Source organism: Amycolatopsis roodepoortensis (genome assembly GCF_014873915.1).
Classification (GTDB): Bacteria; Actinomycetota; Actinomycetes; order Mycobacteriales; family Pseudonocardiaceae; genus Amycolatopsis; species Amycolatopsis roodepoortensis.
In genome coordinates this window covers 1,606,328-1,622,392 of record NZ_JADBEJ010000005.1, presented here as the reverse complement: position 1 = coordinate 1,622,392, position 16,065 = coordinate 1,606,328, and the positions used below count along the sequence as shown (strand labels likewise).

General features: G+C 67.9%; 16 protein-coding genes. 7 read left to right on the top strand and 9 right to left on the bottom strand.

Features of this window, described 5'->3' with window-relative positions:
• Positions 1-82: 82 nt before the first annotated feature.
• Positions 83-577 carry a DUF3093 domain-containing protein gene (locus H4W30_RS26920; protein ID WP_192745388.1) on the bottom strand — a complete coding sequence of 165 codons (495 nt, stop codon included), beginning with the start codon at positions 575-577 and terminating at the stop codon, positions 83-85.
• 24 nt (positions 578-601) lie between these two features.
• Between H4W30_RS26920 and dut the strand changes: the two genes are divergently transcribed.
• Together dut and H4W30_RS26910 are read left to right on the top strand one after the other, a co-directional pair.
• Positions 602-1,084 carry a dUTP diphosphatase gene (dut, locus tag H4W30_RS26915; RefSeq protein WP_007033571.1) on the top strand — a complete coding sequence of 161 codons (483 nt, stop codon included), beginning with the start codon at positions 602-604 and terminating at the stop codon, positions 1,082-1,084.
• Positions 1,084-1,737 carry a DUF3710 domain-containing protein gene (locus H4W30_RS26910; RefSeq protein WP_037343736.1) on the top strand — a complete coding sequence of 218 codons (654 nt, stop codon included), beginning with the start codon at positions 1,084-1,086 and terminating at the stop codon, positions 1,735-1,737. Before dut ends, H4W30_RS26910 begins: the two co-directional genes overlap by 1 nt.
• Here the strand turns inward: H4W30_RS26910 and H4W30_RS26905 are convergent.
• Positions 1,734-2,441 (bottom strand): alpha/beta fold hydrolase, encoded by a 708-nt coding sequence (locus H4W30_RS26905; RefSeq protein ID WP_192745387.1) that lies wholly within the window; start codon positions 2,439-2,441, stop codon positions 1,734-1,736. The genes H4W30_RS26910 and H4W30_RS26905 overlap by 4 nt on opposite strands.
• A 103-nt stretch (positions 2,442-2,544) precedes the next feature.
• Here H4W30_RS26905 and H4W30_RS26900 point away from each other — a divergent pair, with 103 nt between their 5' ends.
• Both H4W30_RS26900 and H4W30_RS26895 read left to right on the top strand, forming a co-directional pair.
• Positions 2,545-2,925 (top strand): OB-fold nucleic acid binding domain-containing protein, encoded by a 381-nt coding sequence (locus tag H4W30_RS26900; RefSeq protein WP_192745386.1) that lies wholly within the window; start codon positions 2,545-2,547, stop codon positions 2,923-2,925.
• 9 nt (positions 2,926-2,934) lie between these two features.
• Positions 2,935-3,663: a DUF3159 domain-containing protein gene (locus tag H4W30_RS26895; RefSeq protein ID WP_063274508.1), complete on the top strand. Its 729-nt coding sequence runs from the start codon at positions 2,935-2,937 to the stop codon at positions 3,661-3,663.
• On the opposite strand, the gene H4W30_RS26890 is transcribed toward H4W30_RS26895, so the two are convergent.
• Together H4W30_RS26890 and H4W30_RS26885 are read right to left on the bottom strand one after the other, a co-directional pair.
• Positions 3,660-4,316 (bottom strand): potassium channel family protein, encoded by a 657-nt coding sequence (locus H4W30_RS26890; protein WP_125780267.1) that lies wholly within the window; start codon positions 4,314-4,316, stop codon positions 3,660-3,662. The genes H4W30_RS26895 and H4W30_RS26890 overlap by 4 nt on opposite strands.
• The gene (locus H4W30_RS26885; RefSeq protein WP_126731528.1) at positions 4,316-4,981 is read right to left on the bottom strand and encodes a potassium channel family protein; all 666 of its coding nucleotides are present in this window, start codon (positions 4,979-4,981) and stop codon (positions 4,316-4,318) included. The genes H4W30_RS26890 and H4W30_RS26885 overlap by 1 nt, the downstream gene beginning before the upstream one ends.
• A gap of 97 nt (positions 4,982-5,078) precedes the next feature.
• Here H4W30_RS26885 and H4W30_RS26880 point away from each other — a divergent pair, with 97 nt between their 5' ends.
• The 3 genes from H4W30_RS26880 (at position 5,079) to H4W30_RS26870 (ending at position 8,919) form a co-directional block, all read left to right on the top strand.
• Positions 5,079-7,106 carry an APC family permease gene (locus H4W30_RS26880; RefSeq protein ID WP_192745385.1) on the top strand — a complete coding sequence of 676 codons (2,028 nt, stop codon included), beginning with the start codon at positions 5,079-5,081 and terminating at the stop codon, positions 7,104-7,106.
• Entirely contained in the window at positions 7,103-8,308 is a 1,206-nt protein-coding gene (locus H4W30_RS26875; protein ID WP_192745384.1) for a class I SAM-dependent RNA methyltransferase, read from the top strand. The genes H4W30_RS26880 and H4W30_RS26875 overlap by 4 nt, the downstream gene beginning before the upstream one ends.
• A gap of 233 nt (positions 8,309-8,541) precedes the next feature.
• Positions 8,542-8,919 carry a hypothetical protein gene (locus H4W30_RS26870; protein WP_318780679.1) on the top strand — a complete coding sequence of 126 codons (378 nt, stop codon included), beginning with the start codon at positions 8,542-8,544 and terminating at the stop codon, positions 8,917-8,919.
• 235 nt (positions 8,920-9,154) lie between these two features.
• Here the strand turns inward: H4W30_RS26870 and H4W30_RS26865 are convergent, their stop codons facing one another.
• The 5 genes from H4W30_RS26865 to H4W30_RS26845 form a co-directional block, all read right to left on the bottom strand.
• Positions 9,155-10,411, bottom strand: a complete 1,257-nt coding sequence (locus H4W30_RS26865; RefSeq protein WP_192745383.1) for an HNH endonuclease signature motif containing protein — start codon at positions 10,409-10,411, stop codon at positions 9,155-9,157.
• A 200-nt stretch (positions 10,412-10,611) separates the two neighbouring features.
• Positions 10,612-11,154 carry a DUF1062 domain-containing protein gene (locus tag H4W30_RS26860; protein ID WP_192745382.1) on the bottom strand — a complete coding sequence of 181 codons (543 nt, stop codon included), beginning with the start codon at positions 11,152-11,154 and terminating at the stop codon, positions 10,612-10,614.
• A gap of 233 nt (positions 11,155-11,387) precedes the next feature.
• A complete protein-coding gene (locus H4W30_RS26855) occupies positions 11,388-12,941 on the bottom strand; it encodes a GMC family oxidoreductase (protein WP_192745381.1) in 1,554 nt (517 codons plus the stop codon).
• Entirely contained in the window at positions 12,938-14,449 is a 1,512-nt protein-coding gene (locus H4W30_RS26850) for an APC family permease (protein WP_192745380.1), read from the bottom strand. Before H4W30_RS26850 ends, H4W30_RS26855 begins: the two co-directional genes overlap by 4 nt.
• A 16-nt stretch (positions 14,450-14,465) precedes the next feature.
• A complete protein-coding gene (locus H4W30_RS26845) occupies positions 14,466-15,950 on the bottom strand; it encodes an aldehyde dehydrogenase family protein (RefSeq protein WP_192745379.1) in 1,485 nt (494 codons plus the stop codon).
• Positions 15,951-16,065: the final 115 nt, after the last annotated feature.

Below are 16,065 nucleotides of genomic sequence, written 5' to 3'. Positions count from 1 at the left end.
GGGGACGGCGCGACAGGGGCTTCGGGGACTGAAACAGGAATAAAGGGGGCCGGCCTTGGTGGCCGGCCCCCTTTCCTGTGCTCTAGGACTTCGAGGCGGGGTGGCGCAGCAGCGCGGCCACCTTCTCCGGATGCCTGGTGCTGAACAGCCAGTACGGCGTCGGGTCGTCGGGGTCGGTGAGCCAGACCCGCACGACCGGGCCGACCCAGCCCCGGTGCAGCACGAAGGCCGCCGGATCGGCGTCGCGGCCGAGCGCCTTGCGCTTCGCCTCCTTGTCGATGACGTCCACGTCGCCGACGAACTTGAGCGGCAGGTGCGCGTCACGCAGCCACAGCTCCGGCTCGGCGCCGCCGGTCACCTTCACACGGGACCGGCCGAGCGAGATCATCAGCGCGATCACCGCGGGGATCAGCACCACGTACGGCAGCCACCCGCGCAGCCCGGGATAGCCCATGTCGATCTCCGCCGCCAGCAGCCCGCCGCCCAGCAGCGGCAGCGGCCAGCCCCACCACGGGACGTAGAGCCGCTCTGAATGCTTGACGGCGCCGCCTTCGGCCGTGTTCACGCTTTCACCCACGCGTTCAGGGTAGTCTCGCCGCCCGTGTCCACCGTTCAGGTACTGCTTTCCCGGATCGATCCTTCGGTCCCCCTCCCCGCCTACGCGCGCCCCGGCGACGCGGGCGCCGACCTCGTCACCACCTCGGATCTCGTGCTCGCGCCCGGTGAACGCGGCGTGGTCGGCACGGGCGTCGCGATCGCGCTGCCGCCCGGCTACGCGGGCTTCGTCCACCCGCGCTCGGGTCTCGCCGCCCGCGTCGGCCTCTCGGTCGTCAACACGCCGGGCACGATCGACTCCGGGTACCGCGGTGAGATCCGCGTCTGCCTGATCAACCATGATCTCTCCGAGAAGGTCGTGCTCACCCGCGGCGACCGGATCGCGCAACTGGTCGTGCAACGGGTCGAACAGGCCGAATTCGTCGAGGTCGCCGAACTCGAACCGTCCGAGCGCGGCGAGGGAGGGTATGGCTCCACGGGCGGACACGCCACACTGGGAGCCGGAGCCAGGGAAGGAACGGAGAACTAGTGGGGATTTTCGGACGCAAGCGCGCGAAGCCGACCGGACGGCACGCCGCGCCCGAGGTCGATGAGCGTCCAGTTGCCGACGACGCCGACGAGGAGATCGAGTCGCAGCTGTCGGAGACCTCCGACGGCCCCTTCGACCTCGCCGACGCGCCCGAGGACGGCATCCCGCGGATCGACCTCGGTTCGGTGAAGGTGCCGGTGCCCGACGGTTCCCAGGTCCAGGTCGAGATGGATCCGGAGAGCGGCGGTGTCCGCGCGGTGCACGTCGTCACCGAACAGGGTCAGATCACCGTCAGCGGCTACGCGGCGCCGCGGTCCGGCGGCCTGTGGAAGGACGTCAGCACCGAGCTCACCGAGCAGCTGCGCGCCGATGGGGCCAAGGTCTCGGTCGGCATGGGGGAGTGGGGGCTGGAGCTGTCCGCGATCGTCGGCGACGTCGCGCTGCGGTTCGTCGGGGTCGACGGCCCGCGCTGGATGCTCCGCGGCGTCATCGCCGGCCCGCAGTCGCAGGCGTCGCAGGCGCCCGCCGTGCTGCGGGAGATCGTGCGGCACACCATCGTCGACCGCGGTGACGCGCCGATGCCGGTCCGCACCCCGCTGACCATCACGCTGCCCGACGCCGTCGCGCAGCACATCGCGGAACAGCAGGGCTAGCGAGCCTTCAGCCAGGCCAGGACGGTCGCCCGGCCCAGCGATTCCCGGTCCGCGCCGAGGGCGGTGAGCGTCGACTCGCCGACCTCGGCGCGCGGCAGGGCGTCCGCCCAGGCGCGGGCGACCTCCGCCGGATGGATCGGATCGTCGACGCACGCGCCGATCCCCGCGGGCACGTCGAGACCCTTCAGGTCTTCGAGCGACGGCGCGGGATGGGCCGCCGCCGTCCGCAGGCTCGCCGCCAAACCGTCACCGTGCCGACGCCACGCGCGGCCGAGTTCCGCCGAAAGCCATTCCGGCACGCCGTCGGAGGATTCCGCCAGCGCGCCGTCGACCCCGTTTTCGGCCACCAGATCCGCTGACAGCCGCGCGGCGAGCGACGCGGGTGCTCGCCCGGCCGGGCCGTTCCAGGCCGGGAGCGCGGCCAGCAGGCCGGTGCAGCGGGCCGGCTCGCGCACCGCCCACTCCGCCGACAGATGTGCGCCGAACGAGATACCGCCGACGAGCAGCGGACCGTGCTCGTCGGCCAGCCTGTCGAGCTCCTCGAGATAGCCCTCGGCGAGCCGGTCACCGGGAGGCGGCGGCGGGGCGATCAACCGGATGCCGAGCGCCCGCAGCGGACCGGCGAACACGGCGCGCACGAACACTTCGTCGGACCCGGTGCCGGGGAGTACTACTGCCGTCGTAGGCGGAATAGCGGAGGTCACGTTGCGATATTCCCCTAAACCCGTTCTCCTGGTCGGAGCACAGTTACGCTGGATTACGCACGGGCCGTTCAAGTCGGGGGCCCCGGAGCACAGGAGCACCGTTATGTCCGCCAAAGACGGCGGCTACTTCAGCCGGCTGGTCCGCAAGCTGACCAGCGACGTCGAGGATCTCGACGCCGACGATCTGTCCGAAGAATCCGAGGCCGGCGGAGCGCAGCGCGCCTGCGACTGCCGGTCGGGGCAAGAGGTGACGGTGCTCGGGAGACTCCGCAGCGTGGAGCTCTGCCCGACCAACGAGGCGGCGACGCTGCAGGCCGAGCTGTTCGACGGCACACAGGGTGTGACGCTAATCTGGCTCGGACGCCGCCGGATCCCCGGGATCGAACCCGGGCGAACCATCAAGGTGCGCGGCCGGATGGCCGAACGTGATGGTCAGAAGGTGCTGTACAACCCCTATTACGAACTTCAGAGCCCTGTGAGTTGATCCCGCATCGTGACTGAACCCGTCGGCGGCGAAGAGAAGACCGAAGACAAGAAACCCCAGCCCACCCTGCTGGAACAGATGGGCGGGCTGTCGGGGCTGTTCTATTCCTCGCTGCCGGTCATCGTGTTCGTGATCGCGAACGCGATCTTCGGGCTCACGGTGGGGATCTGGGCCGCGGTGGGCAGCGCGGTGGCGATCACCGTGCTGCGGATCGTGCGCAAGGAGCCGTTGCAGCCCGCGATCTCCGGGTTCTTCGGGGTGGCGATCGCGGCGTTCATCGCGTACCGGACCGGATCGGCCAAGGGCTTCTTCCTGTTCGGCATCTGGACGAGCCTGGTCTACTGCGGCGTCTTCGTGCTCTCGATCGTCGTCCGCTGGCCGCTCGCCGGCGTGGTGTGGAACGCGCTCAACGGCAGCGGCCACGCCTGGCGCAAGGACAAGAAGTCGCTGATCTCGTACTCGATCGCGACCGCCGCGATGGCGCTGATCTTCGGCGCCCGGTTCGTCGTGCAGCGCTGGCTTTACGACGAGGACTACACCGGCTGGCTGGCCTTCGCGAAGATCGCGATGGGCTACCCGCTGTACGCGCTCGGCCTGCTCACGGTCGTCTGGGCGGTGCGGCGGTCGGACAAGCACCTCAAGGCATTGGCCGAAGAGGCCCCGCGCGAAGAGACCGACGAAGAGATCGAGGCGCGCCTGCGCGCGAAGTACGCGCAGGCGCCCGCCGTCGACAACTAATAGCCCAGCGCGGTCCGGATCTCCGGTTCCACGTCCGAAGTCGCCACGAAGAGCAGCTCGTCGCCCGGCTCCAGCGGGTCCTCGGGCTGCGGCACGATCACGCGGTCGCCGCGCAGGATCGTCACCAGCGCGGCGTCACGCGGCAGGTTGAGCTCGCTGACCGCCTTGCCCGCCAGCGGGGTCTCCTCCGGCAGGGTGAGCTCGACGAGGTTGGCCTGGCTCTGGCGGAACGTCATCAGCCGCACCAGATCGCCGACGCTCACCGCCTCCTCGACCATCGCCGCGAGCATCCGCGGGGTCGACACGGCGACGTCGACGCCCCAGGCGTCGTTGAACAGCCACTCGTTGGCCGGGTTGTTCACCCGCGCCACCACCCGGCGCACCGCGAACTCGGTCTTCGCCAGCAGCGAGACCACCAGGTTCGCCTTGTCGTCGCCGGTGGCGGCGATCACGACGTCGCACTCCTCGATCCCGGACTCCTCCAGGATCGACACCTCGCACGCGTCGCCGAGCACCCAGTCCGCCTGCTCCACGGTGTGCGGCTCGAACTGGTCGGCCTCACGTTCGATGAGCATCACCTGGTGCCGCCCGTCGATCAGCTCCGCGGCGATCGACCGGCCCACCGCGCCGGCCCCGGCAATCGCGACCCGCATCAGTTCTCCTCTTCCGGTTCGCGAGCGGCGACGGTCGTCACGTCGCTGACGGTGCCCGATTTCGCGGCGACGTACACGACGTCGTCGGCCTGGATCACGGCCTTGGTGTCGGGCAGCACCGCGGTGCCGAACCGCATGATGAACGCGACCCGCGCGCCGGTGGTGTCCTGCAGTTCCCGCACGCTGCGCCCGACCCAGCCCTCGTGCAGCGGGAGCTGCAGGAGCGCCACGCTGCCGGACGGGTCCCGCCACACCGAGGCGACACCGTCGGGGAGGAGGGTGCGCAGGAACCGGTCGGTCGTCCACGGCACGGTCGCCACGGTCGGGATGCCGAGCCGTTCGTAGACCGCCGCGCGTTTGTGGTCGTAGATCCGGGCGACGACCTTGTCGACGCCGAAGTTCTCCCTGGCCACCCGCGCCGAGATGATGTTGGAGTTGTCGCCGCTGGACACCGCCGCGAAAGCCCCCGCGCGTTCGATCCCGGCTTCGATCAGCACCTGCCGGTCGAAGCCGACGCCGACCACCTGCTGACCGTGGAAATCACTGCCGAGCCGCCGGAACGCCTGCTGGGTCTTGTCGATGATGGCGACTTCGTGCCCCAGCCGCTCCAGCGCCGCGGCAAGGGATGCGCCTACCCGGCCGCATCCCATGATCACCACGTGCACGCCCTGCCTCCTTCGTCGTCGGACGTTCACCCGTCCGCAGGTACCCAGACATACCAGCGCCGAACCTACCTTGGGGGCGGACCGTTAGTCTTCTGCGGTGTCGAAGTTCCCGACCGTATTGAAGCGGCTCGTCCTCGGACGTCCATTCCGGAGTGACCGCCTCTCGCATACGCTGCTGCCGAAGCGCATCGCGCTGCCGATTTTCGCGTCCGACGCGTTGTCGAGCGTCGCCTACGCGCCTGAGGAGATCTTTCTGACCCTCAGCGTCGCCGGATTGTCCGCGTACGCGTTCGCGCCGTGGATCGGCGTCGCCGTCGCGCTCGTCATGCTGGTGGTGGTCGCCTCCTACCGGCAGAACGTGCACGCCTATCCCAGTGGTGGCGGCGACTACGAAGTCGCGAACACCAACCTGGGCGGCAAATTCGGGCTCACCGTCGCCAGCGCGCTGCTGGTCGATTACGTGCTCACCGTCGCGGTGTCGACGTCGTCCGGCGTGGCGAACATCGGTTCGGCCATTCCCTGGGTGGCGCAGCACAAGGTGATCGCCGCGGTCGTCATCGTGGTCGTGCTGACCGCGCTGAATCTTCGCGGAGTGCGCGAATCGGGCAAAGCGTTCGCGATCCCGACCTACGGGTTCATCATCGGCATCCTCGGCATGGTGATCTGGGGCCTGATCGAGGCGGCCTCCGGTGCCGACATACGGGCCGAGAGCGCGGATTTCCAGCTGCACGAAGAAGCCTCTTTGACCGGTTTCGCCTTCTTCTTCCTGTTGCTGCGCACGTTCTCCTCCGGCGCGGCGGCGCTGACCGGGGTCGAGGCGATCAGCAACGGTGTCCCGGCGTTCCAGAAACCGAAATCGAAGAACGCCGCCACCACCCTGCTGATGATGGGTGTACTCGCGGTGACGATGCTCATCGGCATCATCACGCTGGCGATCATCACCGACGTCAAATTCGCCGAGCACCCGGAGACGCAGCTCACCGGCACGCCGGCGGGCTACGAGCAGAAGACGATCGTCGCGCAGATCGCGCAGGCGGTGTTCGCCGACTTCACCCCCGCGTTCTACTACATCTCCTTCGCCACCGGCATCATCCTGCTGCTGGCCGCGAACACCGCGTTCAACGGTTTCCCGGTGCTCGGCTCGATCCTCGCGCAGGACCGCTACCTGCCGCGTCAGCTGCACACCCGGGGCGACCGGCTGGCCTTCTCCAACGGCATCCTGTTCCTGTCGGCGTTCGCGCTGGTGCTGATCATCGCGTTCGACGCCGAGGTCACCAAGCTGATCCAGCTGTACATCGTGGGAGTGTTCGTCTCCTTCACGATCAGCCAGGCCGGCATGATCCGGCACTGGAACCGGCTGCTGGCCAGGGAAACCGATCCGGCGGTGCGGCGGCGGATGCGGCGTTCGCAGACGGTCAACGCGATCGGCCTCACCATGACCGGCACCGTGCTGATCATCGTGCTGGTGACGAAGTTCCTGCTCGGCGCCTGGATCGCGATCGCGGCGATGGTGGCGATCTACGCGCTGATGACCGCCATCCGGAAGCACTACGACCGGGTCGCCGAGGAATTGCGCGAGATGGACCGCAAACCGACCGTATTGCCCTCGCGCAACCACGCGATCGTGCTGATTTCGAAACTGCACCTGCCGACCCTGCGCGCGCTTTCCTACGCCAAGGCCGTGCGGCCGGACGTCCTCGAAGCCGTCACGGTGAACGTCGACGACGCCGAGACCCGCAAACTCGTCCAGGAATGGGACGACCACAATTTCAAGGTGCCGCTGAAGGTGATCGAATCGCCGTATCGCGAGATCACGAAGCCGGTGCTGGACTACGTGAAACGCGTCCGCGGCGACAACCCGCGCAACGTGGTGACCGTGTTCATCCCCGAGTACGTGGTCGGGCACTGGTGGGAGCAGGTCCTGCACAACCAGAGCGCCCTGCGGCTCAAGGGCAGGCTCCTGTTCCAGCCTGGCGTGATGGTGACGAGCGTGCCGTGGCAGCTCGAATCGTCGGAAAAGGCGATCAAACGCGACCGGAAGGCCCGCCCGGCGGCGGGCGACGTGCGGCGTGGGTTCTCCCCGGTCGTCAAGCAACCCGAGAAAACGAAGGACAAAGCAGAATGAGTGTGGACGCGTCGACCGGCACCTGGCTCGGACGAACCATCGAGCTGGAGGTCGGCGCGGTCGCGCACGGCGGCCACTGCGTCGCACGGGCGGAGGGCCGGGTCGTGTTCGTGCGGCACGCCCTGCCCGGCGAGCGGGTGCTGGCCACGGTCACCGAGGACAAGGGCGGCTCGTTCTGCCGCGCCGACGCGATCGAGGTCCTCGAAGCATCCCCGGAACGTGTGGAGCCGCCGTGCCCGCTCGCGGCGCCGGGGGAGTGCGGCGGCTGCGACTGGCAGCACGCCACGCCCGGGCATCAACGTGAACTCAAGGCCGCGGTGGTCATGGAGCAGCTGAAGAGGCTGGCCGGGATCGACCGCGAGGTCGTCGTCGAAGCGCTCGACGGCGGGCCGCTGGACTGGCGCAGCCGCGTCCGGCTCGTCGCGGGCAAGGACGGCAAGGCCGGCTTCCGCGCGCACCACAGTCACCGCGTGATCGCGATCGACGACTGCCCGATCACCGTCCCGGGCGCGCTCGACGACGTCGTGTCGCGCAACTGGCGGCCCGGCAGCGAAATCGAGGTCACCAAGGACGGCGAGGGACAGGTGCACCTTCGCGACCTGTCGACGGTCCACGGGAAGACCCGCTCGCGGCAGCTGGCCGGTGGGATCGCCGTGCAGCACGCCGCCGGCCGCGACTGGCGCCTGGACGCCCACGGCTTCTGGCAGGTCCACCCGGCCGCCGCGGACGCGCTCGCCGCCGTCGTCGCGGAATGGGCGGAGGCGCCACGTGACGGCGTGGCGTGGGACCTTTACGCCGGTGTCGGCCTCTTCGCGTCGGTGCTCGCCGAGCAGGTCGGCCCGCGCGGGCGCGTCCTGGCCGTCGAATCCGGCCGCCGTGCCGTCGCCGACGGCGAGGAGAACCTGGCCGACCTCCCGCAGGTCCGCTGGCGCTCCGGCAAGGTCGAGCACCTGCTGGCCGATGCCCCGAAACCGGTCGACGTCGTCGTCCTCGACCCGCCGCGCAAGGGCGCGGGCAAGGCCGTCGTGGAGTCCATTGTGGAGGGTTCGCCCGACCGGATCGTCTACGTGGCGTGCGACCCCGCGGCGCTGGCGCGGGATATCGCGCTGTTCGCCGGGCACGGATACGGGCTGGTGGATCTGCGCGCCTTCGACGCTTTCCCGATGACGCACCACGTCGAATGCGTTGCGTTGCTGCAATAATTCGGGATTTGTAATCCATCGGAATGGACTGGCTTCGTTCGGCTTGTCCTGATGTCTTCGTGCTGGCTAACTTGAGCCCCGTGTTCACGAGGTAATGCGGGTACTTCGGGCACTTCGACGCGGACGGATTCCGAATTATGGATTATCTTACCTCGGTATGTGGTGATTGTGACGGAAAGGGCTGTGCGGGCTGCGACGGGCACGGCACGATCACCATCGTGGAGGACTGACGAGTGGCAGAGCCGTCAATGCTTCCTCCCGGTGTCACGGCGCAGGAGATCAGTTACCGGAGCGGCCGGAAACAAGTCATCTACACGGCGCCCTATCCCTCCGAGGGGCCGGTGCTCGCGCGCGATCTGCTGGGCAGGCAGGCGTGGATGTTCATGTACGCGCATTTCGTCTTCACCTGGGTGGAAGGCGCGGTGCAGGTGCAGGTCAGTCACGGAACCCTGAATGGGCCGAAGATGCCGCTGTGGAAGGGAATCAGTATCTCCGGCTATTGGTCGGGTCCCGCACTGGCCGATTTCGGGCGGGCGTGGGCGCTGGATCAGATGACGGGAAATCGGGGGACTCCGGCGGCCGTTTATTTCGAGGGGTCCGAGTGGCAGTGAGGTGTTTCGGGGGTAGGTAAGGGCCTCAGTCGCTGCCGGGCCGGCTTGGTGAGGTTCGTGACACTCAGTTCAGCAGGCGGTCGTGAGTGGACCGCCCGCCGCGTCCGCCGCTTTCGCCCTGACCCTCAGCGTGCGAAGGTCTCGCGAGACTCGGCACTCGCTGTCATCCAGGCCGCATATGGGCATGCCGAGGAGCCCGTCGCCGGTGCGGTCGGCGGGCTCCTCGGGTGTGGGATCAAGTCGCGACGCGGTGGAGAGTGTTGCGCCGTGGCACCTGTAGCGGATCGAGGTATTGAGGCGGCACGAATTCCGGTATGCCGTCCGGCGCCATTCGGACCTGCCAGTCACCGTGGTGGATGAGCCGGTGGTGGAAGGAACAAAGCAGGACCAGGTTCCGGAGATCGGTGGGACCACCGTCTGCCCAATGCCGAATATGGTGGGCGTGACAGTGCTTCGGCGCCCGATGGCAGCCAGGGAAGGCGCAACCACCGTCGCGGACGTTCAAGGCCCGGCGTTGGGCGGGGGTGACGAAGCGTTTCATCCGTCCGACATCGAGAGGCTCACCGGCGGCGCCGAGCACCACCGGGATCATCAAACAATCGCAAGCGGCCAGCCGGGCTTCGCGGGCGGTGATCCGGCCGACGAAGTCGAGGCATGCTGTCCCGAGCCCGGTCTTCAGGGCATCGAGCCCGACGGTCACGTGCACCAGCGTGCGGTAGCCGGAGGTGCCCGGTTGGTCGGGGCAGGCGATGGCGAGGTCGAGGAGGTCGGCCCACGCGTCGCCTCGGCGCTGGGGCATGGTCCGGTGGTCGGCTTGACCGAACTCGTCGACCGGCCGCTTCGCTCCGAAGGCGTCCAGTGCGGCAGCGGTGCGGGCGCCGGTCTCGGGGTCGAGAAGGCCGGAGAGCTTCCAGAAGCCGTCCTTGCGGCGCTCGACGAACACCTCGCGGCGCGGCGGCTTCGGTTCTGGGTCCTTCGGCTCGTTCCCATCGGGGTCGAGGTGTGCGAGCAGGTCGGCTCCGACCTCGGCGATCTCTTTCGGCCCGGCGTTGCGGGCGAGGTCGGCGAGGATCTTCTCCACGCCGTCGCGTTCGTCCATGGGCACGTCGGACGGGATTTTGCGCAGGATGTCCAGGATCAGGTCGATGTGCTGCTCACCGATCGCGCCGTCGTCGGCCGCGGCGGCTGTCGCGGGCGCGAACACGGCGCCCGCGCCGCCGACGCTCGGCGCGGGGTTCAAGGCCAGGGCCCGGTTCACCATGTCTTGCGCGTCGCCCCGGGAGATCCGGGCGACGTCGGCGAGCCACGACGCCGCGCTCCCATAGCCGAACAAGTCTTCCGTGCCGCGCGACTCCACTTCCGCCAGGTACTTTCCCATCCCGGCCAAGGCCACTCTCATGACCTGCAGCAGGTGTGTCACGCCGTGGGCAAGCTCCAGCTTGCCGGCGCGCCACAGCTCCTGCGGCAGTTCGGGAATGGTCGTCTCGGGCACGTATCCATATTATCGAAAAAGACCACCGGAATCATTTGTAATTTTAAGCGACAAGGCCAATTGCGTATTTACCACTGACGGGTGATTCAGGTGCTGTGCGTCGTGACTCTCGTGATTGGTGAAGGTCCCACCCTGGCGCAACAGGTCGGGTCTCGTGAGTGGTAAGGATGGTTAGAACTTGCCACTCACGGACCACAAGATCAGCGTTTCAGCGTAAAAGTGAAGTTCTGTGACACCTTCCCGCTCAACCGCACCGCCGAAACCACCTTCCCCTCCTCGATCAGCCTCTCGACCTCACCTCGCGAAAGACCGCACCCCTCGGCGATCAACCGCACAGGCCGAAGCGGAATCCGGGCCTCGAAACGAACCGAGACATCGCGAAAGTCCCCATCACACAAGGAACCGGTATCGAGCCGCCAGGCGCCCTCCCAGTCGAGAGAGACGTGGTTACGGCGGAGCACAGCCGGATCCTGGAGCAGTTCGGCCGCCAACCTCAGGTCGTTCTCGTGCAGCCGGTCCAGCAACTCGGGACGGACGGAGCGCACGTTCACCCGCTCCAGGATCGTGAGCTTCGCGGTGTCCCCGCACGCGACACAGCGCACGAGAAGCCAGACGTCGAGGAGTTTGTGGTTGGCGTTGACCCGGAATTTGCCGTTCGCCCGGAAACGCCCGGCGGGGCAGGAGCGGCAACGGCGGAGGACGACAGGCAGGCAGGTGGGTACGACGACCCAGTTTTCGAGCACAGGAAATACACCCGTTCCAGTGAGAAATCCGCAGCAAAAGGAAGCGCGGCGCCCCAGGCGCGACGCGCGACGAAATCAGCGCTCGGGAGGTCTCACAGGGTGTACAACGGCAGGCCTTCGGCTCGGCGACGCGGTCCGGCAGCACGGTAATGGCCCGGCACCGGCCGCTCCACCGATTTTCCGGGCAAGAAGAAGGCCCCCTGGCCGAAACCAGGGGGCCGGGCGAGCGAGCCCTAGGAGGGCGCGTCCTCCTTCAGCATGTCCGCGCACTTCTCACCGATCGCCATCGTCGTGATGCACGGGTTCACCGCGACCAGGAACGGCATCGCCGAACCGTCGGCGACCCGCAGGCCCTCGACGCCCCGCACGCGCAGACGCGCGTCCAGCACCGCCATCGGGTCGTCGTCGCCGCCCATCTTCGCCGTGCACGAGGGGTGATAGACCGTGTTGTGCGTCTTGCGCAGGTAGTCCGCGATCTCGTCGTCGGTCTTGACGTCCTTGCCGGGCGCCAGTTCCGTGCCCGCCCATTCGTCCAGCGCGGGCTGCTCGGCGATCTTGCGCGCCAGTTTGATGCCGTAGGTCATCACGCGCATGTCGTGCTCGTCGGTGAAGTACCGCGGGTCCACCTTCGGCTTGTCCCGGTAGTCGCGGCTGCGCAGCCGCACCGTCCCGGTCGATCGTGACCGCGTGACGTTCGGGGTCAGGCAGAAGCCGTTCTCCGTGGTCGGATACCCCTGCCGGAGGGTGTTCATGTCGAACGGCACCGAGCCGTAGTGGAACATCAGGTCCGGCCGGTCGAGACCTTCCTCCGTGGTGGTGAAGATGCCGATCTCCCACCATTGCGTGGATTCGGTCGTCATCGGCTGCAGCGCGTCCCACTGGATGACGCCTTCGGGGTGATCCTGCAGGTTCTCGCCGACGCCGGGGGAGTCGACCAGCACGTCCACGCCGACCTCGCGCAAATGGGAAGCGGGGCCGATTCCCGACAGCATCAGGAGCTTCGGCGTGTCGATCGCGCCCGACGAAAGAATCACCTCACGCCGCGCGCGCAGCGGAACACCGTGGATCAGGTCGTCGGCCAGGTATTCCGCCCCGGTGCAGCGTTTGCCGTCGAACAGCAGCCGCCGGACACGGGCGCCGGTGATGATCTCCAGATTCGGCCGCTTGCCGATGATCGGGTGCAGGTACGACACCGACGCCGACGACCGCGTGCCGTCCTCGCGCGCGTTGATCTGGAACCAGTTCGCCCCGTGCGTCACGGTCTTGCCCGAGTTGAACTCCATCCTCGGGATTCCCGCCTGCTCGCAGGCCTGCAGCAGCGCGACACCGGTCGGGTCGTTCGGTGGCACCGAGCGGATCGTCACCGGGCCGGAACGGCCGTGGTGGTCGCCGGGGCCGTCGTTGGTCTCAAGACGTTGGTACAGCGGGAAAATATCCTTCGCGGCCCAGCCGGGCAGGCCGAGCGACGCCCATTCGTCGAGGTCTTCCGCCGGCGCCCAGAACGCGATGCACGAGTTGTGCGACGAGCAGCCGCCGAGCACCCGCGCGCGAGCGTGGCGCAGGAAGGAGTTGCCGGACTCCTGCGGCTCGACCAGGTAGTCCCAGTCGTAGCCGGATTCCAGCAGTGCCATCCACTTCGTCAGTGCCAGTACCGCCGGATCGTCCACATCGGACGGTCCGGCTTCGAGGAGCGCCACGGTGACGTCCGGGTCTTCCGAGAGTCTCGCCGCGACCACCGAACCCGCCGTCCCGCCGCCGACGACGATGTAGTCGAACTCTCCGGTCACTGTGCTGCCTCCTCGGGAAGTGCTTCCGCGGCGTGATCGGCCAGGACGCCGCTCTTGTGCCGCAGGACGAACCAGTAATACGCGAAACCGACGACCGCCACCGCGCCGACGAACAGCACGGCCCCCCATTCGAGGTACCAGTGATACGGCTCGGTCGCGTTGTAGACCTCACGCCGCGGCCAGGCCAGGTTCACCACGATCGCGCCACCCCACAGCACGCCGAGGATGTTGACCGGCAGCCCCAGTTTGCCGAGCGAGAAGTACTCGGTGCCCTCCACCTTCGGCGGTGGCCACTGCCCGCGCAGCCGCTTGACCAGCATCGGGACGGTGACCAGCAGGTACGCCAGGTAGATCATGATGATGCCGATACTGGTGATCACCGTGAAGATCTGCGGCTGGCCGACGTTGACCACCAGGATCAGCACCGCGATGACGCCGGACACGATCGCGGGGATCACGGGCGTCTTGGTCTTCGGCGACACCCTCGCCAGATGTTTCCCGGCGGGCAGGTTGTTGTCGCGGCCCATCGCGAACATCATCCGGATCGACGCCGACTGCACCGCCAGGTTGCACACGGTGATGGCCACGACGACCGCGAGCAGGAAGATCGTGCCGATCGTGCTGCCGAGGACGTCGAGCACGATGAACTGCAGCCCGCCGGTGGCGATCTCCGGGTTGTTGATGTCGCCGACGGCCATCAGCGCGAGGATGAGGATGAGCCCGCCGATGACGAACGACGCGATCAGCGCGCGCAGGATCGCCTTGGGCGCGTTCCTGCGCGGGTCGTGGGACTCCTCGCCGAGCGAGCTGGCGGTGTCGAAGCCGTACATGACGTAGGTCGACGCGAGCGACGCGACCAGGAACGCCCCGAAATAGCCCCACGGCTGGTCGGCGCCGGTGTTGTTGGTCTGCATGACGACCTCGGGGCCCCGCGTGATGTTCACCGCGAGCGCGATGATCAGCAGCACCGCGGCGATCAGTTCGATGAACACCCCGGCGCTGTTGATCCGCGCCATCAGCTTGACGCCCCAGGCGTTCACCAGCGTCGTGAACACGATCAGCGCCGTACCCAGGATGACCGCGTTCACCGCGCTGTCGCCCGAGAAGGAGAAGAACGACGAGATCTGGGGGAGGGTGATCTGATACGCCAGCGCGACCGCGGCGATGCTGACGATCGACGCGGTCAGCATCATCCACCCGGCCATCCAGGCGACGTGCGGGCTGCCGAGCCGTTTCGACCAGTTGTAGATCGAACCGGCGACCGGATAGTGCGCCGCCAGTTCGGCGAACGACAACGCGACCATCAGCTGACCGACGAACACCATCGGCCACGACCACCAGTACGCCGGCCCGCCGAAGCTGAAGCCGAAGTAGAACAGCTGGAAGGTCCCGGTCAGGATCGAGATGTAGCTGATCCCGGCGGCGAAGGTGTGGAAATTGCCGAGCGTTCTTTCGAGTTCCTGTTTGTAGCCGAAACCGGCGAGGCCGTCATCGGAAGGATTGCTCACGGGCAATTTCCCCTCTTCAGTTCGACGCGGGCTCCCCGGAGAACCAGCGCTGTGGTGCGGGACGGAGGTTCTGGTAGATGTGCTTCGCCTCCGTGTACTCGGCGAGCCCGGTCGGGCCGAGTTCCCGCCCGAAGCCGGACTGCTTGTAGCCGCCCCATTCCGCCTGCGGCAGATACGGGTGGAAGTCGTTGATCCAGATCGTGCCGTGCCGCAGCCGGTTCGCGACCCGCTGCGCGCGGGAGGCGTCCGAGGTGAACACCGCGCCGGCGAGGCCGTAGTGCGTGTCGTTGGCGATGCGGACGGCGTCGTCCTCGTCGGTGAAGGTCTCGACGGTGAGCACCGGGCCGAACGATTCGTCGACGACGGCGCTGCTGCCCTGCTTCACGTTGTCGAGGATGGTCGGCAGGTAGTAGTGCCCCTTCGCGAGCTCGCGGTCGTCGGGGCGTTTGCCGCCGGTGCGCAGGACAGCGCCCTCTTCGAGCGCCGCGGCGACGTAGCGTTCGATCTTTTCCAAATGGGCGGCCGAGATCAGCGGGCCGGTTTCAGCCTTCGGGTCGAAAGGTCCACCCAGTCGGATCAGTTCGGCGCGGCGGACGAGTTCGTCGACGAACTTCTCGTGCCACTCCTCCTGGACGATCAGCCGCGCCCCCGCCGAGCAGACCTGCCCGGAGTGCAGGAACACCGCGGTCAGCGCGTAGTCGACGGCGGTCTCGAAGTCCGAGTCGGCGAAGACGACGTTCGGGTTCTTGCCGCCCAGCTCCAGCGCGACCTTCTTGACGGTCGCGGCGGCGGACGCGGCGATGATCTTGCCGGTCGCGAGGCCGCCGGTGAACGACACGAGGTCGACGTCGGGGTGCTCCGAAAGCGGCGCTCCGGCCTGGGCGCCGGCGCCGAGCACCAGGTTCGCGACGCCGCCGGGGAGCCCGGCCTCGGTCAGCAGCTTCATCAGCATGATCGAGGTGTGCGGGGTCAGCTCACTGGGCTTGAGGACGAACGTGTTGCCCGCCGCGAGCGCCGGGGCGACCTTCCAGATGGTCTGCAGGAGCGGGTAGTTCCACGGCGTGATCAGCCCGCAGACGCCGACCGGCTCGTGCACGATCCGGCTGAACGCGTCCGGGTTGCCGGTGTCGACGACGCGGCCGGCTTCGTTCGCGGCGAGCTTGCCGAAGTAGCGCAGGCACGCGGCGATGTCGGCCATGTCGTATTCGCTCTCGACCAGCCGTTTCCCGGTGTCGAGCGATTCGGCGCGGGCGAAGGCGGCGGCGTCCCGGTCGAGCAGGTCGGCGGCCTTCAGCAGCAGGTCACCGCGTTGCGGGGCGGGCGTCCGCGGCCACGGGCCGGTGTCGAACGCCTTCCTCGCGGCGGCGATGGCCGCTTCGGTGTCTTCACGGGTGCCTTCGGCGACTTCCGCGACCAGCGACCCGTCGGCGGGGCAGCGGATTTCCCGGCGACCACCGCCGACCGCGTCGACCCACTCGCCACCGATGAAAAAGTCCGCCATCAAGCCCTCCGGAACCGGCTCCTGCTGCGCTGATGAGTCCTCAGCGGGAAAAAGTGCTTCGAACTGACCGTCGATCAGCGATTATCGCGGCCACCCGACGTGACCGCTACTTGGC